Here is a 25864-nt window from a genome sequence, read left to right as displayed (position 1 = left end):
GGGGATTATCATGAATCACTTATACGGGGTCATCGGTGACCCCATTGCCCATTCCATGTCCCCGGTCATGCATCAAGCAGCACTGAAGGATTCCGGGCTCGAAGGCACGTATATGAAATTCCGCGTCACCCCCGACGCCCTTCCGCAGGCCATCGGAGGCATAAGGGCGCTCGGGATCCGCGGTGTGAATATCACCGTGCCCCATAAAGTCGCCGTGATGGAGCTCCTTGATCGCATCGATCCCCTTGCGGAAGCCATAGGTGCGGTCAACACCATCGTTAACGATAACGGGGTGCTGACAGGGTATAATACAGATGGTCCGGGATATGTCGAAGGATTGCAGAAGGCACTGACCGGTGATGTGACAAACAAGTCCGTCTTGATGATCGGAGCAGGCGGTGCCGCAAAGGCCATCTTCTACAGCCTCGCCTCCATCGGGGTGGAGCATATCGACATCGCCAATCGCACCGAAACAAGGGCAGCGGACATGATTGCAGCCTGTCCGTTCGCCATCTCTTCTTCATTCATCCCCCTGGATGAAGCGGGAGCAGCGGTCAACAGGTATGACATCATCATCCAGACGACTTCGATCGGGATGAGCCCGGACGTCGGCTACTCACCGCTTGCCTTCTATTCGGTGAAGGATGGCAGCCTATTCAGTGACATCATCTATAACCCCCTTGAAACAGCCATCATGAAACGGGCACGGGAGCTTGGGGCTCAAACGCAGAATGGTCTCGAAATGTTTGTTCACCAGGGGGCACTGGCGTTTGAGAAGTGGACGGGGGTCACCCCTGACACAGAAACTATGAAAAAAATCGTTTTAAAGCAACTAGGAGGTCAACATGTTAACAGGTAAACAGAAAAGATATCTACGGTCACAAGCCCATCATTTGAACCCGATCTTCCAGGTCGGCAAGGGCGGAGTGAATGAGAATATGATCAACCAAATCGGAGAAGCACTTGAAGCCAGGGAACTGCTGAAGGTAAGCATCCTGCAGAACTGTGAAATGGACAAGCATGACGTTGCGAAGGCCCTTTCAAAAGGAGCGAGGGCAGAGCTTGTGCAGCTCATCGGCCATACGGTCGTCCTATATAAGGAATCTAAAGAAAACAAGGCGATAATCCTTCCAAGATAAGGTCGTGATGAACATGAAGATCGGGATTTTGGGCGGTACATTCAATCCGCCCCATATGGGTCATCTCATCGTGGCCGAACAGGTAAGGGATCAAGCCGGGTTGGACGAAGTCTGGTTCATGCCGAACGCGGTCCCTCCCCATAAGGTGATGGAGAGCAATGTGACGGCTATTCAGCGCGTGGCCATGATCAAGGAAGCAATCAAGGGGCATCCCCACTTTAGGGTCGAGACGATCGAGCTGGAGAGGGAAGGTCCTTCCTACACGTATGAAACGATGAGGCTTCTGAGGGAAAAGTATCCTCACCATGAATTTTCCTTCATCATCGGTGGGGACATGGTCGAATACCTTCCCAACTGGAAGGAAATCGATGAATTGCTCTCAACCATCACGTTCATTGGTGTAAACCGTCCACAATATTCTACTGACAGTCCATATGAGATAACGTCATTGGATATTCCCGCCATCGACATTTCTTCATCCACGATCAGAAACCTTGCGAAAGACAAGCGGTCATTCCGCTATCTTGTTCAAGATGACGTCTATCGATTGATAAAGGGGGAGAAACTGTATGAATAGGGAAGAAGCCCTTTCGATCGTGAAAGAACATTTAACGGAACATCGGTACATTCACACATGCGGTGTGATGGAAACCGCCATTCACCTTGCTGCAAAATACGGCGCCGATGTGAAAAAGGCAGAGGTTGCGGCCATCTTTCACGACTATGCCAAGTTCAGGGACAAAGATGAGATGAAAGAAATCATTCTTTCTCATCACCTGGGTGACGATCTTCTGGACTATAATGCGGAGCTATGGCATGCACCCGTCGGCGCTTATCTTGTTGAAAAAGAAGTAGGCATCGATGATGACGAAGTCTTGGAGGCAATACGGAATCATACATCCGGTAAGAGGAAGATGACCGTCCTTGATAAGGTCGTTTATCTTGCTGATTACATTGAACCGAACCGTCAGTTTCCAGGGGTAGAGGAGGTCAGGGCGATGGCAGAAACATCCCTTGACGAAGCGCTGATCGCTTCACTGCGCAATACCATGACATTCTTAATGAAAAAGAACCAGGCGATCCATCCGGACACATTCAGATTTTATAACGGATTGATCTTCGATAGGAGGAGTTAGTATGGAACAGACATTAGTAGAATTGGCTTACAAAGCCGCAGATGATAAACGAGCAGAAGATATCGTGGTCCTTGATATGAAGGGTGTTTCCCTCATTGCGGATTACTTCCTTATCTGCCACGGGAACTCTGATAAACAGGTACAGGCCATTGCCCGGGAACTGAAGGATACAGCTGAAGAAAACGGCCACACAGTACGCCGTTTGGAAGGGTTCGACCAGGCCCGCTGGATCCTTGTCGACCTTGGGGATGTCGTTGCCCACGTGTTCCACAAAGATGAGAGGGGCTACTACAACCTTGAGCGCCTGTGGGGAGATGCTTCATTGGTAGAAGTAGAACAAAGCTGACCCATGAGCTATGAAGGATTTGCCTACATATATGATCACCTCATGGAAGATGTTCCGTATGATGGATGGGTTGATTTCCTCCGGACACATGGTGAACGGTATGGTAATGGCGGCAACAGGGTCCTTGACATCGCTTGTGGGACGGGCGAGATTTCATTGAAACTCATAGAATCTGGTTATGACGTCACCGGTGTGGATTTATCCTCAGACATGCTCATGGTCGCCAGGGAGAAGGCGGAACGCAGGGGCGTCGCCCTTCCGCTCTTCAATCAGGATATGGCCGCCCTTGATGGGCTCGGTTCCTATGATGTCGTGACCATCTTTTGTGACTCCTTGAACTACCTGGAGACCGAGGAAAGTGTGAAGGATACGTTCAAGAGCGTCCATGCTCATCTAGAGCAGGATGGTGTCTTCTTGTTTGATGTCCACTCCCTCTTCAAGATGGATGAGATCTTCATGGAATCAAGCTTCACCTTGACCGACCAAGAGGTTTCGTATATCTGGGAAAGCTTCAAAGGTGAATATCCCCATAGCGTCGAGCACGAACTGACCTTCTTTGTGCGTCAGGAAGCGACCGGTCTCTATGAGAGGGTGGAAGAGCTTCACAAACAAAGGACGTATCCGGTCGAGCGCTATCAAGCCTGGCTCGAGGAAGCAGGATTCATCGTGAAGGAAATCACGGCCGATTACCGTGATGAGTCTCCAAGAGAAGACAGTGAACGCATTTTCTTTACATGCGCGAAGAATACGGAAGCCTGATGATCATCGCATCATCAGGTTTTTTAATTTTGAGGGAAAAAGCAGGATTTTCTCACATGGTGTCGAATGGAACATGTACCACGGCAATTCTTCCTCCTCCTCACTTTAAGACCACGATCAATATTCCCCATAAGAGGTGATCTCTTGATACACTTATTTGAGAAATACCGGACTCTCCTTTTCATCCTGGCAGGCGCTGCGGCCCTGTCCCTCTTCCTTCTCTTCAAACCTTCACCACCCCAACAGGGAACTCCCATGGCCATCGAAGCAAAAGAATCTGCAATCGAAGCTCCTCAACCCGCTGATACGGTCACGACCGATGACAAGATCTTCGTTGACATCAAAGGGCAGGTAGAGCGCCCTGGTCTCTATGAGATGTCTCCCCATGAAAGAGTCGATGGCGTCGTGGAAATGGCAGGCGGATTCACGAAAGACGCTGACCGCAATGCCATCAACTTAGCTTTGAAGGTGAGCGACGAAATGATGGTCTATGTACCGAAGAAAGGAGAAGTGGAGACGCCCCTTCCACCGGGCTCTCCTTCTGGCACGAACGGTGGAGAAGGCGAACTTGTGAACATCAATCAAGCCACCTCAGAAGAGATCCAGACACTCCCTGGTATCGGTCCTTCAAAGGCAGCCGCGTTCATTCAATACCGCGAAGAGAATGGACCCTATAGGTCTGTGGAAGATATCAAGAACATATCGGGCATCGGAGAGAAGACATTTGAACGACTGAAAGAATTGATTACCGTTCAATGAATTGACGTTGGACGCATCTATGACTACACTAGTACAAGGTCGGTTGAGCCGGCGATAGACGAATCTTAGTAGAAAAGGGGAGTAACAATGGAACGAATTGCGTGGCATCAATATTTCATGGCGCAAAGCCATTTGCTGGCACTTAGGAGCACCTGTACAAGGCTTGCCGTCGGTGCAACGATTGTAAGGGATAAAAGGATCATTGCAGGAGGATATAATGGTTCCATCGCTGGAGGGGATCATTGTATCGACGAAGGCTGCTATGTGATCGATAACCATTGTGTGCGCACGATCCACGCAGAGATGAATGCCCTTCTCCAATGTGCGAAATTTGGCGTCGGTTCAGGACAGTCCGATATATATGTGACACATTTTCCTTGCCTGCAATGCTGCAAAGCCATTATCCAAGCGGGCATCACAACGGTTTATTATGCGAAAGATTACAAGAACCATCCTTATGCAATCCAGCTATTTGAACAGGCAGGGATCAAGGTGGAAAAGGTTCAATTCGATGAAAACAGCATCGATGTGCACCACCGTGAAAAAGCAGACATGATCGCCGGGATGATTGCAGACCTAAAAGCATGCGGGGCTGATGAAGAAAAAGTCAGCCACTATGAACAGGAATATATGAAACTATTCAATGAATAGAGTCGATAGGGAGTTCTTTCTGTACGGAGGGATCTCCGTGTTGGCAGGGACGCTTCTGGCACTTCAATGGGTTTGGGGTGCTTTCGTTCTTTCCCTTCTGTTTCTCTCCTTATTCTTGCGGAAATCCCCCCGGATCTTCTTTTGTTGCTTCCTTATCTTCCTCTCATACCTGAACGGACTCTACCAACAGAACAGCCGCTTCAGCATCCTTTCTCCAGATCAAACCACTTTCCTGATCACCTTCACGAACATCCCATCCATTGATGGAAACCGCTTTTCTTCTCCCGTTGACACAGGAGGGGAGTCGGTAGCCCTCACCTATTATTTGTCATCCCTATCAGAAAAAGAACTATTCTCATCGATATCCCCAGGAACATCCTGTACCGTGTCGGGAGAACTCAAGGCCCCAAACGGGAGCGGGAACCCCAACTTATTCGATTACAAGGAGTATCTGTATCAGCAGAAGACCTATTGGACCCTTAAAGTCGATTCTTTCAGCACCTGCGTGCCAGCAAACAGTTGGAGTGACAAGCTTGTGCAGGTCAGGTCAGAGGGATTGAAGTTGATTGCTTCAGGCTTTCCCCCTGAAGCGGTCGGCATCACCCAGGCCCTGCTATTCGGAGATACGGGGGAGATAGCAGAAGAGACTATGGAAGCATACAGGGCCCTTGGAGTTGTTCATCTCCTTGCGATCTCGGGCCTTCATGTTGGGCTCATCTCGGCATGTGTATTCTTCCTGCTTCTCCGTGCGGGACTGCGGAAAGAACGAGCAGGGTGGGTCGTGATCGTGTTCCTTCTTGGTTATATGGTACTTACGGGTGCCGCACCATCTGTCGTGAGGGCTTCGTCCATGCTCATCGTCATCCTCCTCGGGCAAAAAGCCTTCCTTGGAATCAAGACTCTCGATAGTCTCAGTATCATCTTCAGCGTAATGGTCTTTTATGACCCCTTCCTCTTGTTTCATGCCGGATTCCAGCTGTCCTTCTTTGTCAGTTTTTCACTCGTCCTCTCCTCCAATCGGATCCTCTCGAGCTCTTCGACCCTTCTTCAGGCCTTTAAGGTGACCTACGTTTCCCAGGTGGCATCTATACCTTTCATCCTCCATCATTTCTTTGAGTTTTCCGTGATCGGATTTGTGACGAATTTATTGTACGTTCCACTCTATTCCCTCGTCATCCTCCCTGCGGCTTTCATTCTGTATGCTGTCACGATCATGGGCTTTCATCTTCCTTTTGCTATGGATCTTTATCAATCCTTGCTTGGATGGACGGATCGATTCTCTGTTTTCCTTGCGTCCTTCCCGTTCAGTACGCTCATTCTTGGCAGGCCCCATGCAATCGTGACGGGTGGTTATTTCGTCATCATCTGGGTTGGTTTCATGCTCATGGAAAAGGGGAGACAGATCAAATCCGCTGTAATCCCTGTTTTGTTTATCAGTCTCCATCTCATGTGGAATAGCTTTCGCCCGTACGGTGAAATCTCGTTCATTGATGTCGGGCAGGGGGATTCGATCCTTATCGATCTCCCTTTTAACCAGGGGACATACCTGATCGATACAGGAGGGAATCTGATTTTCCCTCAGGAAGAGTGGGAGGAGAGGAAGAAGGCCTTCTCAACGGGGAAGGATATCGTGTTGCCTTATTTGAAAAGCAAGGGCATCGGATCGATCGACAAACTGATTCTTACCCACGGAGATCTTGATCATGTAGGCGGGGCGGTGGATGTACTGGAAGGGATGAAAGTAAAGGAAGTGTGGATTTCGCCGGGAAGTGCTCAAAAGGAAGTGATGGAGGAAGTCATGTTGGCTGCAAAAGGAAGTGAAGTCCGGGAGGCGAAGATGGGGGACGAGTGGCAGGCGGGTGGTAGCTCGTTTTCGATCCTTTCACCCGATGACGCTGTGTATGAGGGGAATGATGACTCCCTTGTGATTTATGCCCATATCGGCGGGATGAAATGGCTCTTCACCGGAGATTTGGAAGAAAGCGGGGAACGGAAGATGATCCGCCGGTATAACGTTGAAGCGGACGTCCTGAAGGTCGGTCACCATGGAAGTGCATCAAGCACGTCGGTTGAATTTTTGGAAACGGTGGACCCAAAAGTGGCGATTATTTCAGCCGGCAAGGATAATCGATTCGGACATCCGCACCCCGATGTGGTGGCTCGCCTGGAGAATGGTGGCGTAATAATCTACAACACAGCGGAAGATGGGGCGGTGACCTATCGTTTTTGGAGGGGAAGCGGAACGTTTTCTGCCCACCGACCATAGGATGGGAGTATGAAAAAAAAAGCAGACCGGTAAAAGCGTCATGGAGCTTCAAGTCATGTGTAGGATACTTCGGTGAGTACCATATACGGGAATTGAAGAACCGTGACCCTTTTTGGTCTGCCTCCTTCCTGTTCTTTTATGAACCGATGAGTTTGATAACGGTTGCAATTACGAACATGACAGCGAAGAAGCCAAAAGAGACAACAAAGCCGACGCCTGAATCTACTGCATCATTACGTTTCGATTGTACGTTCTTTTCGAATTGATTCAACTTTTACCCCTCCTATTTCTATTTTAGTATAGAGCATCACCCGGTAAAAATCTATACTTTCACTTTACATTTTCCTTTACTGACAAGAGTTGTCACCCATAAGACCGAGGCATGGGGTGACACTAATCTACAAGAGGGAAATACCGCTGCAGCTCAAGGTTCCTAGGTCTTCTGCTGTCGCGTTAATATAGATATAGGGGGTGTCCTTTACGGCGGGCGTCCCCTTTTCCACTTGCCAAATGGGTAAAGCTTTTCTACCATAGAGGGATAGAAAGAAATATTGGAGAGTGCTGTCTTGGTTATCGATATCTGGAAGAAAATAGAGAATGCCCGATTCTCCCCGATTTACTTAGTTTACGGAAATGAATCATTTATTATTAACGAAACCCGGCAAAGGATCATATCCCATGCCATCACGGAAGAGGAAATGGACTTCAACTTTTCAACCTATGATTTGGAAGAAACACCGGTAGAAGTAGCGATTGAAGATGCCGAAACCTTTCCATTCATGGGAGAGAGGAGAGTCGTGATCCTTCAGAACCCTATTTTCCTCACATCTGAGAAATCAAAGGGGAAAGTGGAGCATAACGTAAAGCGCCTGGAAGATTACATACAGTCACCGGCCCCATACACGATCCTTGTGATCACAGCCCACTATGAGAAGCTGGATGAGCGCAAAAAGATCACGAAAGCCTTGAAAAAAGCCGGAGAGGTGGTCGAGGCGAAAAAACTGTCGGAACAGGAGCTGAAATCGTGGATCCGGGAGCGCGCCACGACGCATGGGGTCCAGATCGATGAAGAAGCAGTGGAACTCCTCATCAACCTTGCCGGGACCAATTTGATGATGCTCACTCAGGAATTGGACAAGCTGTCCCTCTATGCAAGTGACACGAACCTCGTCGATGCAGCCGTCGTAGAAAAGCTCACGGCCCGTTCTCTTGAACAAAATATCTTCGCCCTCGTCGACAAGGTCGTCCAAAGGCGTACCGATGAGGCACTCAGGATCTATTATGACCTCTTGAAGCAGAACGAAGAGCCCCTAAAGATCCTGGCCATCCTTGCCGGTCAGTTCCGCTTGATCTATGGAGTGAAGGAGCTATCGAGAAGAGGCTACGGCCAACAAAAAATCGCCACCAACCTAAAAGTCCACCCATTCAGGGTGAAGCTCGCCGCAGGCCAGGCAAAACACTTCGACGACACACAGCTATCCCGCATCATCGACCTCCTCTCACAGGGAGATTACGAAATCAAATCCGGAAAAATCAAAAAAGAACTCATGATCGAACTCTTCCTTTTGAAGCTGCATGCGCTGTGAAAAGGAAAAAGCATGACAAGCACAATATGAATAATTAATACGATCATTTATCAAGACCCGGAACGTACAAGAATTGATTGGCAGAATGTTTCATTCAAGGGAAACCCCATCAAGAATCAGAGAGTGGATTGAAGCGAAAGGGGCTAGACTCCGACGGGAATAGAGGAAAGCTCGAGACCCCGGAAGCGCAGCTGAGGAGGCTCGACTTCCTCCCCGCGGAAAGCAGGCCCCTGCAGCGGAAAGGAACGATCAATGTTCCAATGAGCCTCTCTTCATATAAAGTCAACATTCAAGACTCGAAGCAGGATGTTGACTTTATGGGGACCCTTATCAAGAATCACAGAGTGGATTGAAGCAGAAGGGGCATGACTCTGACGGGAAAAGAGGAATGATCGAGACCCCGGAGGCGCAGCTGTGGAGGCTCGACTTCCTCCCCGCGGAAAGCAAGCCCCTGCAGCGAAAAGGAACGGACCACTTCCACCTCATCCCCCATCTTCAAAAAAAGCACCTATAAACACAAAAAAACCATTCCGATCGTAAAACGGAATGGTTTTTTCATTAGTTCGCTTTTTTCATTAGGCGAGCTTTTTGGCGATCCGCAGTGTTTTTGTGGATCAAACCTTTTTGAGCTGCTTTGTCAAGCTGGCTCACGGCTACTTTCACTAGTTCTTGTGCGTTATCTTCGTTATTAGTAGCTGCCGCTTCTGCTTTCTTGATCGCAGTACGCATTGAAGATTTCACAGCTGCATTTTTAACGTTGCGTTCGTTGTTTGTTCTCACGCGTTTGATAGCTGATTTAATGTTTGGCATTTCTGTCACCTCCTACAAAAGGTTCGAGATTCTATTTGACTCGTGTATATTCCTAACTAATAAGAACAAGTGATATTTTATCAAACGCACCGGCAGATTGCAATACTCAGGATGAATTTAAACGGGTGAATGAAGCGGCGGCCTTAAGGAAAATATAATAGCAAGAATCCAGACGTGGAGGTACGCGCGCATGAAAAAGGAAGAAAAACTCGATTTAAACGTTTATGAAGTCAGAACTGATCTCGCCGTTGAAGCAAGGGAGATGGCACTCGCCGACCAGGGGGAGGATCAATCTGAAATATCCGGGGTCATTATCAAAGAAAAGGAAGAAGACGATGTGAAAGTCTCCCTCGTGTCCGTTTCAAAGGAAGGCGAAGAGAAAATCGGAAAAAAGGCCGGGAACTATCTGACCATTGAAGCCTTTGGCATTCGTGAAGAGGACACAGAGCTCCAGCAACGGGTCGAGAAAATATTTGCAAGGGAATTTTCACGATTCATCGAGAACAAGAACATCGCGAAAGACGCCAGCTGCTTAATTGTAGGGCTGGGAAACTGGAATGTGACGCCGGACTCTCTGGGACCAAGGGTGTGCGAAGATGTCATCGTGACCAGGCATCTGTTCAGACTTCAGCCTGAATCCGTCGAGGAAGGGTATCGCTCCGTGAGCGCCATCGTCCCAGGCGTCATGGGGCTTACAGGAATCGAGACGAGCGATATCATCTTCGGTGTGGTGGAAAAGTCAAAACCGGACTTTATCATCGCCATCGATGCTCTTGCCTCGCGATCCATTGAGCGTGTAAATGCGACCATTCAAATCTCGGATACGGGAATACATCCAGGTTCAGGTGTGGGGAACAAAAGGAAAGGCTTGGATGAAGAGACGCTAGGGGTACCCGTCTTTGCCATCGGTGTTCCGACTGTACTCGATGCCGTCACGATTGTCAGCGATACAGTGGATTTTCTATTGAAGCATTTCGGCAAAGAGATGAGGGAAGGAGACCGGCCGTCCCGGTCCCTTGCCCCGGCCGGACTCAGCTTTGGCGAAAGACGCAAGCTTACCGATGATGACCTGCCGGAGGAAGCTCACCGGCAAACATTTTTGGGAGTTGTCGGAAACCTCGGTGATGATGAGAAAAGGAAGCTGATCCATGAAGTCCTGGCCCCGATCGGCCATAATCTCATGGTCACGCCGAAGGAAGTGGATGTGTTCATCGAAGATATGGCCAACCTGATCGCCAACGGGCTGAATGCCGCACTCCATGAAGCAGTCGACCAGGACGATACCGGATTCAAAACGAGATAGCCCCCTGCCCAGAGGGGGTTTTTTGCATGGGGGTTTAAATCCGAGGGGAATTCCCGATAATGCTACTAATTGCCGTTCTATCATCTCTATCAGATGAATAGAAATACTAGTGAGAGGCATGAAAGAAGGTGCCTGATGATGGTAGAAAGTAATCGGAATTGTTCTCTGACACGGTTTTTCAAAAAGCCTGCCCTTCTCTTATTCACCCTGACCCTCATCCCTGCCGGACATTTCTACAGTCATCCGCCTGAAGTAAAAGTGTTCTTGTATTTCACCCATTCAGAGGAGGCCTATGGGGACGGAAGTACGGTCATGGACGCAGGGGTCATGATCAAGAAAGAGCTGGAAAAAGAGGGTGTCCAAGCGGAAATCGACCGTACGGATGTGATTAAAAGGCTTCTTGAACAAAACATTCCGTACGGCAGGGCCTATGAAAAGTCGAGGGAAATCCTCATCCCTGTGATCCTCAGTCATCGACAGCCGGTCACACTCCTGGATATCCATCGTGACGCTGTGGGTCCTTCCGTCTCCACGGTCACCATCCAAGATAAACCCTATGCGAGGATTGCTTTTGTCATCGGCCAGGATCAACCAGGGTATAAGAAGAACCTTGAATTTGCCCAGTTAATGGTCTCAGAACTTGAGTCTGCCTCCCCCGGTATCACCCGTGGGATCATCCTCAAAAGCGGTGCGGATACAAACGGGGTATTCAATCAGGACTTGTCGGGTCACTCCCTCCTCCTGGAATTCGGAGGGGTAGATAATACGGCCGAAGAGATCGGACGGTCTGCCCGCGCTTTTTCAAAAGCATACGCTGATTACCTGAACGGTGGAACGAAAAGATGAAAGGAGAAGGGCGTTCATGAAGATGTTCACATTGAAATGTCTTGTTTTGGCGGTGGCCTTATTCCTCGGCGTGCTGATCGGAATGCAATATGCCAATGATGGGATTGTAGAAACGAAAGGCGCACAGCATGAGGATGCCTTCTCCGCACCGGTAAAGGTTTCGGAGGATAATGAAGGGAATATTGAAGCAACCGTATTGGGAAAAGATGTCGAGGGGAAGACATTAAAAGAAAAGAAGGAAAAGCTTGAGGAAATGAAAGCCTATAATTTCTTTTCGTCCATCGGTAAGACCATCGCAGGAATGGTGGAGGGCATTACCAATAAGCTCCTCGACTTCCTCAGTTCACTCATATAATCTGGCGGCTTCAGTTTACATTGAATATTGCAGATGGTACTGCTATAATTCAAACTAGTGTATATGTGTGGAATTTACAGGAGTTGAACATAGAATGAATCGTGAAGAAAAATTGAACAGACAGTCCAGGATCAGGAACTTTTCCATCATCGCGCATATCGATCATGGGAAATCGACCTTGGCTGACCGAATCCTTGAAAAGACAAAAGCGCTGACCGCCCGTGAAATGAAAGAGCAGCTGCTCGATTCCATGGACCTTGAGAGAGAGCGCGGAATTACTATCAAACTGAATTCAGTTCAGTTGAAATATGCGGCGAAAGACGGCGAGGAGTATATTTTCCATTTGATTGATACTCCGGGACATGTCGATTTTACATATGAAGTATCCCGAAGCCTTGCAGCGTGCGAAGGGGCCGTACTCGTTGTTGACGCAGCACAAGGGATCGAAGCACAGACCCTTGCCAACGTGTACCTGGCTTTGGACAATGATCTTGAAATCTTGCCGGTCATCAATAAGATTGACCTCCCTGCGGCAGATCCTGAAAGGGTCAGACAGGAAGTGGAAGATGTCATCGGACTGGATGCATCGGATGCGGTCCTCGCTTCTGCCAAGGCGGGAATCGGAATCGAGGATATCCTCGAGCAGATCGTGGAGAAAGTACCTGCTCCACAGGGTGATCCCGATGCGCCACTGAAAGCCTTGATCTTTGACTCCCTCTATGATGCATATAGGGGCGTCGTCGCTTACATCCGTGTGATGGAAGGGAGCGTCAAAGTCGGGGATAAGGTCCGTATGATGGCAACCGGCAAGGAATTCGAAGTCACAGAGGTCGGCGTTTTCACACCGAAACCAACTGGACTAAAGGAGCTTACCGTCGGGGATGTAGGCTTCCTGACCGCGTCTATCAAGAATGTTGGGGACACCCGTGTGGGGGACACCATCACCCTTGCAAACAACCCGGCTGAAGAAGCACTTCCAGGTTACCGCCGCATGAACCCAATGGTTTACTGCGGTCTGTACCCGATCGATTCAAATCGATACAATGATCTACGTGAAGCCCTTGAAAAGCTTGAACTGAATGACTCGGCCCTGCAGTATGAACCTGAGACCTCCCAGGCACTCGGTTTCGGTTTCCGCTGTGGTTTCCTTGGACTCCTTCATATGGAGATCATCCAAGAACGGATCGAGCGGGAATTCAAGATCGACCTGATCACGACGGCGCCGAGCGTTATCTATCATGTACAACTGACCGATGGAGAGAGCCTGAGCGTCGATAATCCATCCATGATGCCGGATCCTCAGAAGGTTGATCATGTACAGGAGCCGTACGTAAAGGCGACCATCATGGTACCGAATGATTATGTCGGCGCGGTCATGGAACTATGCCAGAATAAGCGTGGGAACTTCATCGACATGCAGTACATGGATGATACGCGCGTCAACATCGTCTACGAAATTCCGCTGGCGGAAATCGTCTATGACTTCTTCGATCAATTGAAGTCCAATACGAAAGGGTATGCCTCCTTCGATTATGAACTCATTGGTTATAAGCAATCCAAGCTTGTGAAGATGGACATCCTCCTGAACGGAGAGAACGTCGATGCCCTGAGCTTCATTGTCCACATGGACTTTGCCTACGAACGGGGGAAACTCATTGTGGAAAAGCTCAAGCAGCTCATCCCGAGACAGCAGTTCGAAGTGCCGATCCAAGCGGCGATCGGACAAAAAATCGTTGCCCGCTCAACCATCAAGGCCATCCGCAAGAACGTACTGGCTAAATGTTACGGCGGGGACATCTCCCGTAAGCGTAAGCTTCTCGAGAAACAAAAAGAAGGTAAAAAACGAATGAAGTCCGTCGGTTCCGTCGAGGTGCCTCAGGAAGCATTCATGGCCGTCCTGAAAATGGACGACACGGATTCAAAATAATGACCAACCCCCAACGGATGGGGGCGCACACATACAGGGGGAAGGGGGAAAGCGTCGGATGATTCGGCGCTTACCCCCTTTCTCTATGAGTTGAAATAGGAGGGATATCAATGGCCAAATCAGCCTATATCCACATCCCTTTCTGCGAACATATCTGTCACTACTGTGATTTTAATAAAGTGTTCCTTGAAGGCCAGCCGGTCGATGAGTATTTGATGCGGCTCGGAGAAGAAATGAAACTGCGGAGGCAGAAAGGACAGCTCGATACGATCTTCGTTGGCGGGGGTACCCCGACATCCCTGGATGCACGCCAGCTTGCATACCTATCCGAAAAAATCAATGAGCATCTCCCGTTCTCAGGAGGGGAGTTCACGTTCGAAGCGAACCCCGGAGATCTGGGGGAAGAGAAGCTGAAGGTGCTGAAGGACCATGGTGTAAACCGATTGAGCTTCGGTGTACAGTCGTTCAATGATGACCTGCTGAAGTCGATCGGGCGGACGCATAAGAGTGAAGACGTGTACACTTCCGTCAAAGCCGCTGAGAAGGTCGGCTTTGAAAATATCAGCATCGATCTGATCTACAGCCTGCCGAAGCAGACGGAAGAAGATTTTAAGGACACCCTGACGAAGGCCCTCGATCTTGGATTGCCTCATTACTCGGCATACTCCCTAATCGTGGAACCGAAAACGGTGTTTTACAACCTGATGAGAAAAGGAAAGCTGTCCCTGCCTTCACAGGAGCAGGAGGCCGCCATGTACGATGTGCTCATCCAGACGATGGAACGGTATGGCATCCATCAATATGAAATCAGCAACTTTGCCAAGGAAGGCTTTGAGAGCCTTCATAACCTTGTTTATTGGGATAATGAAGAATATGTTGGTTTAGGAGCCGGTGCACACGGTTATATAAACGGAGTGCGCTATTCCAACCACGGTCCATTGAAGAAATATATGGAACCTGTGAGCATGGGTGAGGTACCGACGATCCAGTCACATGATGTGACCAAGGGCGAGATGATGGAAGAAGAGATGTTCCTCGGTTTAAGGAAGACAGCAGGGGTCAGCAGGAAGAGATTCGAAGAGAAATTCGGTGCGACCGTCGAAAGCATCTTCCCCGATGCGCTGGAGGAGATGACGGGTAAGGGACTCCTCGAGGTTGCAGGTGATCGGATCCGTCTCACGAAGCAGGGACGTTTCCTGGGGAATGAAGTATTTCAATCTTTCCTTGGTGTGATCTAAAATATTGACATCCCTATCATGATTTGATAATTTATTATTAGATTTAGCACTCAGTATCTAAGAGTGCTAACAGGGGTGATGAATGTTGTTAACAGATCGACAACTTCTTATTCTACAAGTCATTATCGACGACTTTATCATGTCGGCTCAGCCGGTCGGATCCCGGAGCCTGTCGAAGAAGGATGAAATCTCCTTCAGCTCGGCAACGATCCGGAACGAGATGGCTGATCTAGAAGAACTCGGGTTCATTGAAAAGACCCACACTTCTTCAGGCCGCGTCCCTTCCGAGAAAGGGTACCGGTACTATGTCGATCATCTTCTATCTCCGCAAAAGCTGGAGAAGAATGAAGTGAATGCACTGCGTTCGATCTTTTCCGAGAGGATTTATGAGCTGGAGAAAGTGGTTCAGAAATCAGCCAAGATCCTTTCCGATTTAACCAATTATACTACGATCGTCCTCGGGCCAGATGTGAAGGAGAACAAACTCCGTAAAATCGAGCTCATTCCGCTTAACCGTGAAACGGCGATCGCCATCATCGTGACTGAAAACGGTCATGTGGAGAATAAAACGGTGGCCCTGCCGCCGGGCATGGATGCGAGTGACCTTGAAAAGCTCGTCAATATCCTGAATGATCGCCTCACAGGCGTTCCCCTCAGTGAGCTGAACGACCGCATCTTCAAGGAAGTTGCCATCCTGCTGAAACGGCATATCGAAAGCTATGATAGCATCCTACATTCCATGCTTGATGACTTCCATCTGTCAGGAACAGATAAACTGTTCTTCGGCGGGAAGACGAATATGCTGAACCAACCTGAATTCAACGATATACAAAAAGTCAGGCTCCTACTTGAGATGATTGATCAGGAAGAAAGCATTTACGATCTGATCCGTCCTTCAGGGTCCGGGCTCAGCATCAAGATCGGGAAAGAGAATAACAATCTCGCCATGGAAAACTGCAGCCTTATCACAGCCACTTATTCGATCGGGATGGAGCAGCTGGGGTCGATCGCCATCATCGGTCCGACACGGATGGATTATTCCCGTGTGATCAGCCTCCTCGACTTCTTTTCAACGGATATGTCCAAGGTGCTGACCAAGCTGTATCAAAGCAAAAGCTAGTGGCTATATTGTAGAAGTCACATTTATTTTAAGGAGGTGAACGAATTGTCTGAAGAAACGAAGAATGATCAAGAATTGAATGAAGAACAGCCGAAAGTGGACAATGAAGAAACAGTGGAAGAGGTATTCGCTGAAGAAGCACCTCAGGAAGACCAAGCAACTGATGAACTGTCCGAGCTCCAGGCGAAGCTTGACGAATCCGAAAATCGCTATCTTCGCCTCAGAGCGGATTTCGATAACTTCCGTCGCCGTATAAATGCTGAGAATGAAGCGAAGGAAAAGTATCGCTCGCAGGCATTGATCACTGAATTATTGCCGGCCCTCGATAACTTTGAACGCGCTTTGAATATAGAAGCGGATAACGATCAAACCAAAACCCTTCTCCAAGGGATGGAAATGGTCCACAGAAGCCTGATCGAAGCCCTCAAAAAAGAAGGCGTGGAAGCGATCGATGCTGTAGGACAGGAGTTTGATCCGCATATGCATCAAGCCGTCATGCAGACTGAAGACGAAGCATACGGAAGCAACGTGGTTGTCGAAGAGTTCCAAAAAGGCTACAAGCTGAAGGACCGCGTCATCCGTCCATCTATGGTGAAAGTGAATCAATAATACACTACATATGAATACAGGGAGGTTTTTCTACGATGAGTAAAATTATCGGAATCGACTTAGGTACAACAAACTCTTGCGTATCCGTACTTGAAGGCGGAGAACCAAAAGTTATCGCCAACGCTGAAGGTAACCGTACGACTCCTTCTGTTGTCGCATTCAAAAATGGAGAAAAACAAGTTGGGGAAGTAGCGAAACGCCAAGCAATCACAAACCCTAACACCATCATTTCCGTTAAGCGTCACATGGGTACTGCCCACAAAGTGGAAGCAGAAGGTAAAGACTACACGCCTCAAGAAATCTCAGCCATGATCCTTCAACACTTGAAATCATACGCTGAAGACTATCTTGGTGAAACAGTTGATAAAGCGGTCATCACTGTACCTGCTTACTTCAACGATGCCGAGCGTCAAGCAACGAAGGATGCGGGTAAAATCGCTGGCCTTGAAGTGGAACGCATCATCAACGAGCCGACGGCAGCAGCACTTGCTTACGGCCTTGACAAAATGGATGAAGACCAGACGATCCTTGTCTATGACCTTGGTGGCGGTACGTTCGACGTATCCATCCTTGAACTAGGCGATGGAGTATTTGAAGTCCGTTCAACTGCAGGTGACAACCGTCTAGGTGGGGATGACTTCGACCAAGTCATCATCGACTATCTCGTAGCTGAATTCAAAAAAGAAAACGGCATTGATCTTTCAAAAGACAAAATGGCTCTTCAACGCTTGAAAGATGCGGCTGAAAAAGCGAAAAAAGACCTTTCTGGTGTCACGTCCACACAAATCTCCCTTCCGTTCATCACAGCTGGGGAAGCTGGACCACTTCACCTTGAAGTGACTCTATCCCGTGCGAAGTTCGAAGAAATCTCTTCTGACCTTGTAGAGCGCACAATGGGACCTACTCGCCAAGCGATGAAAGATGCCGGTCTATCTGCAAGTGAAATCGACAAGATCATCCTTGTTGGTGGATCAACTCGTATTCCTGCCGTTCAGGAAGCGATTCGCAAAGAAACTGGAAAAGAGCCTTCAAAAGGCGTTAACCCGGATGAAGTTGTGGCAATGGGTGCTGCCATCCAAGGTGGAGTCCTGACTGGTGACGTCAAAGACGTTGTCCTTCTCGACGTAACCCCACTTTCACTCGGTATCGAAACAATGGGTGGCGTATCAACAAAGCTCATCGATCGTAACACGACAATCCCGACATCTAAATCACAAGTGTTCTCAACAGCCGCTGACAATCAGACAGCCGTTGATATCCATGTCCTTCAAGGTGAACGCCCGATGGCTGCGGATAACAAAACGCTTGGCCGTTTCCAACTTGCGGATATCCCACCGGCACCACGTGGTGTTCCACAAATTGAAGTTAAATTCGATATCGATAAAAACGGAATTGTGAATGTAAGCGCGAAAGACCTTGGAACAGGTAAAGAGCAAAACATCACAATCAAATCATCAACCGGCCTTTCAGACGATGAAGTGGAACGCATGGTGAAGGAAGCAGAAGAAAATGCCGATGCGGACAAGAAGCGTAAAGAGGAAGTTGAACTTCGCAACGAAGCAGACCAACTTGTCTTCCAAACGGAAAAAACGCTAAAAGACCTTGAAGGTAAAGTGGACGAAGAAGAAGTGAAAAAAGCGGAAGAGGCGAAAGCTGAACTGAAGGAAGCGATCGAGAAGAACGATCTTGACCTGATCCGTGAGAAGAAAGATGCACTTCAAGAAATTGTTCAGAACCTTTCCATGAAGCTTTATGAGCAAGCCCAAGCTGAAGCCCAGGCTGCACAGGGAGCTGAAGGAGGAGACGCAAAGAACGATGATGTCGTAGACGCTGAGTACGAAGAAGTAGACGACGAAAAGAAATAAATCAACCATTGAAAAAAGTCAAAGTCAGGACGGTTCTTGGCTTTGGCTTTTTCTATGGGGAGGGATCCGAGGGTTTCTATTGATAATCGATCTCCCCCAATGTTAAAATAACCTTTATGCAAAGGATTCGGGAGTGGTGTTTGAATGAGTAAACGGGACTATTATGAAGTTCTCGGTGTCGATAAAGGCGCCTCGAAAGAAGAAATGAAGAAAGCATACCGCAAACTCTCCAAAAAATATCATCCTGATATTAATAAAGAAGCGGATGCTGCAGATAAGTTCAAAGAAGTCAAAGAAGCGTACGAAGTACTGAGCGATGATCAGAAACGGGCACAGTATGACCGATTCGGACATACCGATCCGAACCAGGGATTCGGCGGCGGTGGAGCAGGAGACTTCGGAGGCGGCTTCGGAGGCTTCGAAGATATCTTCAATACGTTCTTCGGAGGCGGCGGAGGCGGTGGCAGAAGACGCGATCCGAACGCCCCAAGGGCAGGAGCCGATCTGCAGTACACCATGACACTTTCCTTTGAGGAAGCGGTTTTCGGAAAAGACACGGAAATCGAGATTCTGAGGGAAGAAGAATGTGATACCTGCCATGGTTCGGGGGCGAAGCCCGGGACGAAAGTGGAAACTTGCTCCCACTGTCAAGGTTCCGGTCAGCTGAATGTGGAGCAGAACACCCCATTCGGACGGATTGTCAACCGACGCGTTTGTCATCACTGTAATGGAACGGGTAAACAGATCAAAGACAAGTGCAGGACATGTGGAGGAGACGGCAAAGTGCAAAAACGCCGTAAAATCTCCGTCAAGATCCCTGCAGGAATCGATGATGGACAGCAGCTGCGTGTGAGCGGTCAAGGTGAACCGGGCATCAACGGTGGACCGGCTGGAGATCTCTATGTTGTGTTCCACGTGCGGAACCATGATTTCTTCGAACGTAATGGAGATGACGTTTACTGCGAAATGCCGATTACATTCGCACAGGCAGCACTCGGGGACGAAATCGAGGTGCCGACATTGCACGGCAAGGTGAAGCTCAAAGTTCCTGGAGGCACGCAGACGGGAACCCGTTTCCGCGTAAAAGGAAAAGGTGTTCCGAATGTAAGGGGCTACGGCACAGGGGACCAGCACGTCCTGATCAAGGTCGTCACTCCGTCCAAGCTTACGGAAAAACAAAAACAGCTGTTAAGGGAATTTGCCGATATCAGCGGGCAGGTACCGGATGAACAGCATGAAAGTTTCTTTGATAAAGTGAAAAAAGCCTTCAAAGGTGAATAACTCAGAACGGAGTTGGTAGAGAAACATGAAATGGTCAGAAATCAGTATCCTTACAACGAACGAAGCAATCGAACCAGTTTCCAATATCCTTCATGAATCAGGCGCCAGCGGTGTCGTGATTGAAGATCCGATGGAGCTGATCAAAGAACGGGAAGACGTATTCGGGGAGATCTACCAACTCGACCCTGAGGATTATCCGAATGAAGGTGTATTGGTCAAAGCCTATCTGCCGGTCAACAGCTTCCTTGGTGAAACCGTTGAGGAAATTAAGCAGGGCATCACCAATCTCGTCACATATGACATTGATATCGGTGAGAACAAAGTGGAGATTTCCGAAGTGAACGAGGAAGAGTGGGCCACAGCATGGAAGAAATATTATCATCCGGTGAAGATTTCTGATAAGGTGACGATCGTGCCGACGTGGGAAGAGTATACCCCGGTCAACAGTGACGAACTCATCATCGAGCTCGACCCGGGTATGGCATTTGGTACGGGAACGCATCCCACCACGGTCATGTGTATCCAGGCCCTTGAGCGGACAGTGAAGGAAAACGACTATGTACTCGACGTCGGGACCGGATCCGGTGTGTTATCCATTGCTTCAGCCCTCATGATGGCACAACGTGTGAACGCTTATGATCTGGATGAGGTAGCCGTGCGTTCGGCACGCTTGAATGTCAAGCTCAATAAGGTTCAGAACATCGTGACCGTAGATGAGAACAACCTACTTGAAGGCATCACAGAAGAAGCGGATGTGATTGTAGCCAATATCCTGGCTGAAATCATTCTTCGGTTCACAGAGGATGCCTATCGCCTCACGAAGCCTGGCGGAACGTTCATTACGTCAGGGATCATCCAGCCGAAGAAACAGCAGGTACGTGACGCCCTTGAAGAGGCTGGATTCCAAGTGGAAGAAGTCATGGTGATGGAAGATTGGGTGGCCATCATCGCGAAGAAGCCGGTGAATTGATATGCAGCGCTATTTTGTAGAGCAACCCTATCAGGATGGGGAATGGATCTCCATTTCAGGAGAGGACCATCATCATATCGTACGTGTGATGAGGATGCAGGAAGGCAACGAGATTTTCGTTGTTTTCCCTGACCAATCCTCTGCCATCGGTAAAATTGAAAGGATTTCCAGTGACGCTGTCGATGTATCGATTGTAGAATGGGAGTCGGACAAGAAGGAAATGCCAATTTTAGTCACCATTGCGAGCGGTTTGCCGAAAGGGGATAAGTTGGAATGGATCCTTCAAAAGGGAACCGAGCTTGGCGCCTCGGGATTTATCCCTTTTAAAGCAGAACGCTCCATTGTGAAATGGGATGAAAAGAAGGGGAAGAAGAAAGTCGAGCGCTGGGAGAAGATTGTGAAGGAAGCGGCCGAGCAGTCGCACCGGACACTGATTCCCGACCTCTCTTCCCCGCTTACGCTAAAAGAATTGCTTGTGGAAGCCGAGGGGTATGATTACAAGCTAGTGGCATATGAAGAAGAATCAAGAGCGGGAGAAAAAAGCAATCTTTCAAACGTACTCTCGAAGTTGAAGCCTTCACAAAGGGTCCTGATCCTATTCGGACCGGAAGGCGGTTTGACCGATAGTGAAGTGGAATTATGCAAGGAGAACGGGTTCATCCCATGTGGCCTCGGACCGAGGATCCTACGGACTGAAACCGCCCCTCTTTATGCTCTGTCCGCCATCAGCTATCAATTAGAATTAATGAGGTGAAGGCAATGCCATCAGTAGCGTTCCATACGTTAGGATGCAAAGTGAATCATTATGAAACAGAAGCGATCTGGCAGCTGTTCAAAGAAGAAGGATACGACCGGGTGGAGTATGACTCCATTTCAGACGTGTACGTGATCAATACGTGTACGGTTACGAATACGGGGGATAAAAAGAGCCGTCAGGTGATCAGGAGGGCAATCCGTAAGAATCCCGATGCGGTCATCTGCGTGACTGGATGCTATGCACAGACGTCCCCTGCAGAAATCATGGCCATCCCTGGAGTGGATATTGTAGTCGGAACTCAGGACCGCAGGAAGATGCTCACATACATTGACGAGTATAAAAAAGAACGCCAGCCGATCAACGGCGTGACGAATATCATGAAAAACCGCGTATACGAGGAGCTCGATGTACCGGCATTCACGGACCGTACCAGGGCTTCGCTCAAGATCCAGGAGGGCTGCAACAACTTCTGCACATTCTGCATCATTCCATGGGCCCGCGGACTCATGCGCTCCCGTGACCCAGAGGAAGTCATCCACCAGGCGCAGCAGCTGGTTGACGCAGGATACAAAGAAATCGTCTTGACCGGGATCCATACTGGAGGATACGGAGAAGACATGAAAGACTATAATCTTGCCATGCTTCTAACCGACCTCGAGAAGAAGGTGAAGGGGCTGAAGCGGATCAGGATTTCGTCCATCGAAGCGAGTCAGCTTACCGATGAAGTCATCGATGTGATCGATAGGTCCAATATGGTGGTAAGACATTTGCATATTCCTCTTCAATCCGGTTCCAATACCGTCCTGAAGCGGATGCGCAGGAAATATACAATGGAATTCTTCGCTGAAAGGCTTGAAAAGCTCAAGAAAGCTTTGCCGGGCTTGGCCGTGACTTCAGACGTGATCGTCGGATTCCCGGGTGAGTCGGAAGAAGAGTTCATGGAAACGTACAATTTCATCAAAGATCAAAAATTCTCAGAGCTTCATGTGTTCCCTTACTCTCAGAGGACCGGTACACCCGCTGCCAGAATGGATGATCAAATTGATGAAGAGGTAAAGAATGAACGCGTTCATCGCCTCATCAATCTATCTGATCAGCTGGCGAAGGAGTATGCTTCCCGTTTTGAAAACGAAGTGCTGGAAGTGATCCCTGAAGAACAGGTGGACGGGGATCTGTATGTCGGATATACGGATAACTACCTCAAAGTCATATTCCCTGCTAGGGAAGAGATGATCGGGAAACTCGTGAAGGTGAAAATCACCAAGGCCGGTTATCCGACCAACCAAGGTGAATTCGTGAGGGTCCTCGAGGATCAAAAAGCTGCTATCTGATAAAAAGGCTGCCATTAGGCGGCCTTTTTTCATGGGTGAGGTGTGGGGATTTCGGCAGGGTAAGCATATTTATAAAATAGATATTGATATGGTCGGTGGAAGAAGGTAAACTAAACGTAGCTGGAATAATCTCTTCCAGTACTTTTTTTCTTTGATTGTGCAAACGATTGCATATTAGGTGAAAGCGTTTAATCTAAAAAACATAGATAAGGTGTGATGAGATGGAACGATCATGGCGTAAGGAAGCAGTGGGATATCAGATTTACCCCCGGAGTTTTCAAGATTCCAACGGTGACGGAATCGGTGATATTCAAGGTGTCATCCAACGGCTCGACTATATCAAGGACCTTGGTATCGATGTAATATGGATCTGCCCGGTATATGAATCTCCGAATGATGATAATGGGTATGATATATCAGACTATCAGGACATCATGAAGGATTTCGGCACGATGGAGGACTTCGATCAGCTCCTATCCGAGGTGCATAAGCGGGATATGAAGCTGATCATGGACCTCGTGTTGAATCACACGAGCGATGAACACCCATGGTTCATTGAATCCAGGAGCGCTGTCGATAGCCCGAAAAGGGACTGGTATATCTGGAGGGACGCTAAGGATGGGGAGGAACCGAACAACTGGGAAAGTATCTTCAATGGTTCGGCATGGGAATTTGATGAAGAATCAGGGCAATACTATCTTCATGTGTTCTCGACAAAGCAACCCGACTTGAACTGGGAGAATCCAGATGTCCGCGAAGCGCTGTATGATACGGTGAACTGGTGGCTTGATAAAAGAATCGACGGATTCCGAATCGATGCCATCAGCCATATCAAAAAGCGACCAGGTCTTCCGGATATGCCGAATCCTGATGGGAAGAAATATGTTTCCTCATTCGATATGCATATGAACCAGGAGGGGATCCACACCTTCCTCAAGGAATTCAAAGAAAAGACCTATGCGAACTATGATGTGTTGACGGTCGGCGAAGCCAATGGCGTAAGCGCAGATGAGGCAGGTCTTTGGGTCGGGGAGAAGGAAGGAAAGATGGACATGATCTTCCAGTTCGAACATCTTGGACTGTGGGATGCCGAGTCTGATGCCGATCTCGATATCGTGGAATTGAAGAAGGTCCTCAGCCGTTGGCAGAAAGGACTCGAGGGTGACGGCTGGAATGCCCTGTTCATCGAAAACCATGATAAGCCGCGGGTGGTATCGACCTGGGGGAATGACACCGTTCTATGGAGGGAGAGCGCTACTGCCATGGGAGCGATGTACTTCCTCATGCAGGGGACCCCGTTCATCTATCAGGGACAGGAAATCGGCATGACCAACGTCCAGTTCCCTAACCTCGAGGACTATGATGATGTGGCTGTGAAGAATCTGTACCGCGCCAAGCGTGATGAAGGATTGGAGCATGACGCCATCATGGAGATCATCTGGGCTTCATCACGTGATAACAGCCGTACTCCGATGCAGTGGTCTGCTGCTGAACAAGCAGGCTTCTCCTCGGCGGAGCCGTGGATGAAAGTCAATCCAAACTACAAGGAGATCAATGTATCCGCACAGGAAAAGGATCAAGAATCAATCCTTTCATTCTATAAGAAAATGATCGCACTTAAGAAATCAGAGCCGGTGTTCACATATGGTGCCTACGAGCTGCTTCTTGAGGATCATCCGCAGATCTATGCGTATACCCGAAGCGTTGAAGACGACACTCGTGTCGTAGTGCTCACGAATTTATCGACGGAAGGTGCGGAAGTGGATCTTGGAGACATCCAAGTGATGTTCTCCCAGCTGCTCTTGGCCAATCATGAAGTGGAAGCGCATGAAGAATCGAGCACGATCACGCTCAAACCATATGAAGCAAGGGTATACAAGATCTAGAATGCAATGTCGGAGAAAACGGTCTCATCGTTATGATAGGTGGAATGGTGCGTGATCTTCCAACAAGAAATACTCGTCTTTTTCAGAGGATTTTGGTATGATGATGGAGGTACGGACAACTGCTTAAAGGAGAGATTGGAATGGCTCAACAAATTGCTAATATGATCGACCATACATTACTGAAACCGGAATCAACAAAAGAACAAGTCGAAATCCTCTGTCAAGAGGCAAAAGAATATACATTTGCATCAGTATGTGTGAATCCTACCTGGGTGTCATATGCACATGAACTGCTTGAAGGCACTCAAGTGAAGGTCTGCACAGTGATCGGATTCCCGCTTGGAGCTTCCACCCCAGAAGTGAAGGCATTCGAAACGAAGGATGCCATCGCCAATGGAGCGACAGAAGTGGATATGGTCATCAACATCGGCGCGCTCAAAAGCGGGGATGATGCATTGGTGAAACGGGATATGGAAGCGGTCGTGGCAGCTTCTAAAGGAAAAGCCCTGTCAAAGGTCATCATCGAGACATGCCTTCTGACCGACGAAGAAAAGGTTAAAGCATGCAAGCTTGCTGTTGAGGCAGGCGCCGATTATGTGAAGACGTCTACTGGATTCTCCACTGGTGGGGCAACGGTAGCCGACATCACCCTCATGAGGGAAACGGTTGGACCTGATATCGGCGTTAAAGCATCTGGTGGAGTCCGCTCCCTTGAAGATGCCCAAAACATGATCGAAGCAGGAGCTACAAGACTTGGTGCGAGCTCCGGCGTGAAAATCATGCAGGGACTGGCAGCAGAATCGGACTACTGAGTTAATATGTAGGAACGAGGCTGGGACAAATGTGTCTTAGTCATAATGAAACCCGAATTCATTTGCGATCAGGCGAATGTATTCGGTTTTTTCATTTGTGTCATGAGCAATT

Annotated in this window: 28 protein-coding genes; 25 read left to right on the top strand and 3 right to left on the bottom strand. The window is 48.7% G+C overall.

The window, feature by feature from the left end; all coding sequences use genetic code 11:
* Positions 1-10: 10 nt before the first annotated feature.
* From aroE to ABJ225_RS07440, 9 genes are all read left to right on the top strand, one after another.
* Positions 11-859 (top strand): shikimate dehydrogenase, encoded by an 849-nt coding sequence (aroE, locus tag ABJ225_RS07480; protein ID WP_347319231.1) that lies wholly within the window; start codon positions 11-13, stop codon positions 857-859.
* Positions 846-1139 (top strand): ribosome assembly RNA-binding protein YhbY, encoded by a 294-nt coding sequence (yhbY, locus tag ABJ225_RS07475; protein WP_056535224.1) that lies wholly within the window; start codon positions 846-848, stop codon positions 1137-1139. Before aroE ends, yhbY begins: the two co-directional genes overlap by 14 nt.
* A 7-nt stretch (positions 1140-1146) precedes the next feature.
* Positions 1147-1716 (top strand): nicotinate-nucleotide adenylyltransferase, encoded by a 570-nt coding sequence (locus ABJ225_RS07470; protein ID WP_347319229.1) that lies wholly within the window; start codon positions 1147-1149, stop codon positions 1714-1716.
* Complete coding sequence (gene yqeK, locus ABJ225_RS07465) at positions 1709-2275, top strand: bis(5'-nucleosyl)-tetraphosphatase (symmetrical) YqeK (protein ID WP_056535226.1); 567 nt, start codon at positions 1709-1711, stop codon at positions 2273-2275. The genes ABJ225_RS07470 and yqeK overlap by 8 nt, the downstream gene beginning before the upstream one ends.
* Position 2276: 1 nt before the next feature.
* Positions 2277-2621 (top strand): ribosome silencing factor, encoded by a 345-nt coding sequence (gene rsfS, locus ABJ225_RS07460; protein WP_048006159.1) that lies wholly within the window; start codon positions 2277-2279, stop codon positions 2619-2621.
* 3 nt (positions 2622-2624) lie between these two features.
* Complete coding sequence (locus tag ABJ225_RS07455; RefSeq protein ID WP_347319226.1) at positions 2625-3380, top strand: class I SAM-dependent DNA methyltransferase; 756 nt, start codon at positions 2625-2627, stop codon at positions 3378-3380.
* Positions 3381-3524: 144 nt separating this feature from the next.
* Entirely contained in the window at positions 3525-4139 is a 615-nt protein-coding gene (locus ABJ225_RS07450) for a helix-hairpin-helix domain-containing protein (RefSeq protein WP_286188248.1), read from the top strand.
* Positions 4140-4226: 87 nt separating this feature from the next.
* A complete protein-coding gene (locus ABJ225_RS07445) occupies positions 4227-4790 on the top strand; it encodes a ComE operon protein 2 (protein ID WP_347319224.1) in 564 nt (187 codons plus the stop codon).
* Entirely contained in the window at positions 4783-7056 is a 2274-nt protein-coding gene (locus tag ABJ225_RS07440; RefSeq protein WP_347319222.1) for a DNA internalization-related competence protein ComEC/Rec2, read from the top strand. The genes ABJ225_RS07445 and ABJ225_RS07440 overlap by 8 nt, the downstream gene beginning before the upstream one ends.
* A gap of 136 nt (positions 7057-7192) precedes the next feature.
* Here the strand turns inward: ABJ225_RS07440 and ABJ225_RS07435 are convergent, their stop codons facing one another.
* Entirely contained in the window at positions 7193-7327 is a 135-nt protein-coding gene (locus ABJ225_RS07435) for a YqzM family protein (RefSeq protein ID WP_048006155.1), read from the bottom strand.
* 295 nt (positions 7328-7622) lie between these two features.
* Here ABJ225_RS07435 and holA point away from each other — a divergent pair, with 295 nt between their 5' ends.
* On the top strand, positions 7623-8642 hold the full coding sequence (holA, locus tag ABJ225_RS07430) for a DNA polymerase III subunit delta (protein WP_347319220.1): 1020 nt from the start codon (positions 7623-7625) through the stop codon (positions 8640-8642).
* Positions 8643-8719: 77 nt separating this feature from the next.
* Entirely contained in the window at positions 8720-8995 is a 276-nt protein-coding gene (locus ABJ225_RS07425; RefSeq protein WP_347319218.1) for a hypothetical protein, read from the top strand.
* Here ABJ225_RS07425 and ABJ225_RS07420 read toward each other — a convergent pair.
* Together ABJ225_RS07420 and rpsT are read right to left on the bottom strand one after the other, a co-directional pair.
* Positions 8980-9141: a hypothetical protein gene (locus ABJ225_RS07420; protein WP_347319216.1), complete on the bottom strand. Its 162-nt coding sequence runs from the start codon at positions 9139-9141 to the stop codon at positions 8980-8982. The genes ABJ225_RS07425 and ABJ225_RS07420 overlap by 16 nt on opposite strands.
* Before the next feature lie 59 nt (positions 9142-9200).
* Entirely contained in the window at positions 9201-9452 is a 252-nt protein-coding gene (gene rpsT / locus ABJ225_RS07415) for a 30S ribosomal protein S20 (protein ID WP_048006153.1), read from the bottom strand.
* A 190-nt stretch (positions 9453-9642) separates the two neighbouring features.
* Between rpsT and gpr the strand changes: the two genes are divergently transcribed.
* From gpr to deoC, 14 genes are all read left to right on the top strand, one after another.
* Positions 9643-10755, top strand: coding sequence for a GPR endopeptidase (gpr, locus tag ABJ225_RS07410; protein ID WP_347319214.1), 1113 nt, complete (start codon positions 9643-9645; stop codon positions 10753-10755).
* 135 nt (positions 10756-10890) lie between these two features.
* Positions 10891-11601, top strand: a complete 711-nt coding sequence (gene spoIIP / locus ABJ225_RS07405; protein ID WP_347319212.1) for a stage II sporulation protein P — start codon at positions 10891-10893, stop codon at positions 11599-11601.
* Between the two features lie 16 nt (positions 11602-11617).
* Positions 11618-11956, top strand: coding sequence for a DUF3679 domain-containing protein (locus tag ABJ225_RS07400; protein WP_347319210.1), 339 nt, complete (start codon positions 11618-11620; stop codon positions 11954-11956).
* A gap of 94 nt (positions 11957-12050) precedes the next feature.
* On the top strand, positions 12051-13883 hold the full coding sequence (gene lepA / locus ABJ225_RS07395; protein WP_056535245.1) for a translation elongation factor 4: 1833 nt from the start codon (positions 12051-12053) through the stop codon (positions 13881-13883).
* A gap of 110 nt (positions 13884-13993) precedes the next feature.
* Positions 13994-15121, top strand: a complete 1128-nt coding sequence (hemW, locus tag ABJ225_RS07390; protein WP_347319208.1) for a radical SAM family heme chaperone HemW — start codon at positions 13994-13996, stop codon at positions 15119-15121.
* An 85-nt stretch (positions 15122-15206) separates the two neighbouring features.
* The gene (gene hrcA / locus ABJ225_RS07385) at positions 15207-16241 is read left to right on the top strand and encodes a heat-inducible transcriptional repressor HrcA (RefSeq protein ID WP_142128745.1); all 1035 of its coding nucleotides are present in this window, start codon (positions 15207-15209) and stop codon (positions 16239-16241) included.
* Between the two features lie 45 nt (positions 16242-16286).
* Positions 16287-16850: a nucleotide exchange factor GrpE gene (gene grpE, locus ABJ225_RS07380; RefSeq protein WP_218246240.1), complete on the top strand. Its 564-nt coding sequence runs from the start codon at positions 16287-16289 to the stop codon at positions 16848-16850.
* Positions 16851-16885: 35 nt separating this feature from the next.
* Complete coding sequence (gene dnaK, locus ABJ225_RS07375) at positions 16886-18715, top strand: molecular chaperone DnaK (protein WP_142128743.1); 1830 nt, start codon at positions 16886-16888, stop codon at positions 18713-18715.
* A gap of 144 nt (positions 18716-18859) precedes the next feature.
* Positions 18860-19996: a molecular chaperone DnaJ gene (dnaJ, locus tag ABJ225_RS07370; protein WP_347319205.1), complete on the top strand. Its 1137-nt coding sequence runs from the start codon at positions 18860-18862 to the stop codon at positions 19994-19996.
* A gap of 25 nt (positions 19997-20021) precedes the next feature.
* Positions 20022-20966, top strand: coding sequence for a 50S ribosomal protein L11 methyltransferase (gene prmA, locus ABJ225_RS07365; protein ID WP_347319203.1), 945 nt, complete (start codon positions 20022-20024; stop codon positions 20964-20966).
* Position 20967: 1 nt separating this feature from the next.
* Entirely contained in the window at positions 20968-21720 is a 753-nt protein-coding gene (locus ABJ225_RS07360; RefSeq protein WP_218246238.1) for a 16S rRNA (uracil(1498)-N(3))-methyltransferase, read from the top strand.
* A 5-nt stretch (positions 21721-21725) separates the two neighbouring features.
* A complete protein-coding gene (gene mtaB / locus ABJ225_RS07355; RefSeq protein ID WP_218246237.1) occupies positions 21726-23054 on the top strand; it encodes a tRNA (N(6)-L-threonylcarbamoyladenosine(37)-C(2))-methylthiotransferase MtaB in 1329 nt (442 codons plus the stop codon).
* Between the two features lie 221 nt (positions 23055-23275).
* Positions 23276-24940: a glycoside hydrolase family 13 protein gene (locus tag ABJ225_RS07350; RefSeq protein WP_347319200.1), complete on the top strand. Its 1665-nt coding sequence runs from the start codon at positions 23276-23278 to the stop codon at positions 24938-24940.
* Positions 24941-25080: 140 nt separating this feature from the next.
* Complete coding sequence (gene deoC / locus ABJ225_RS07345; protein WP_056535270.1) at positions 25081-25752, top strand: deoxyribose-phosphate aldolase; 672 nt, start codon at positions 25081-25083, stop codon at positions 25750-25752.
* Positions 25753-25864: the final 112 nt, after the last annotated feature.

It is taken from the genome of Rossellomorea sp. RS05, assembly GCF_039822645.1.
Classification (GTDB): Bacteria; Bacillota; Bacilli; order Bacillales; family Bacillaceae_B; genus Rossellomorea; species Rossellomorea marisflavi_B.
This window is presented reverse-complemented; position numbering and strand designations above follow the sequence as displayed.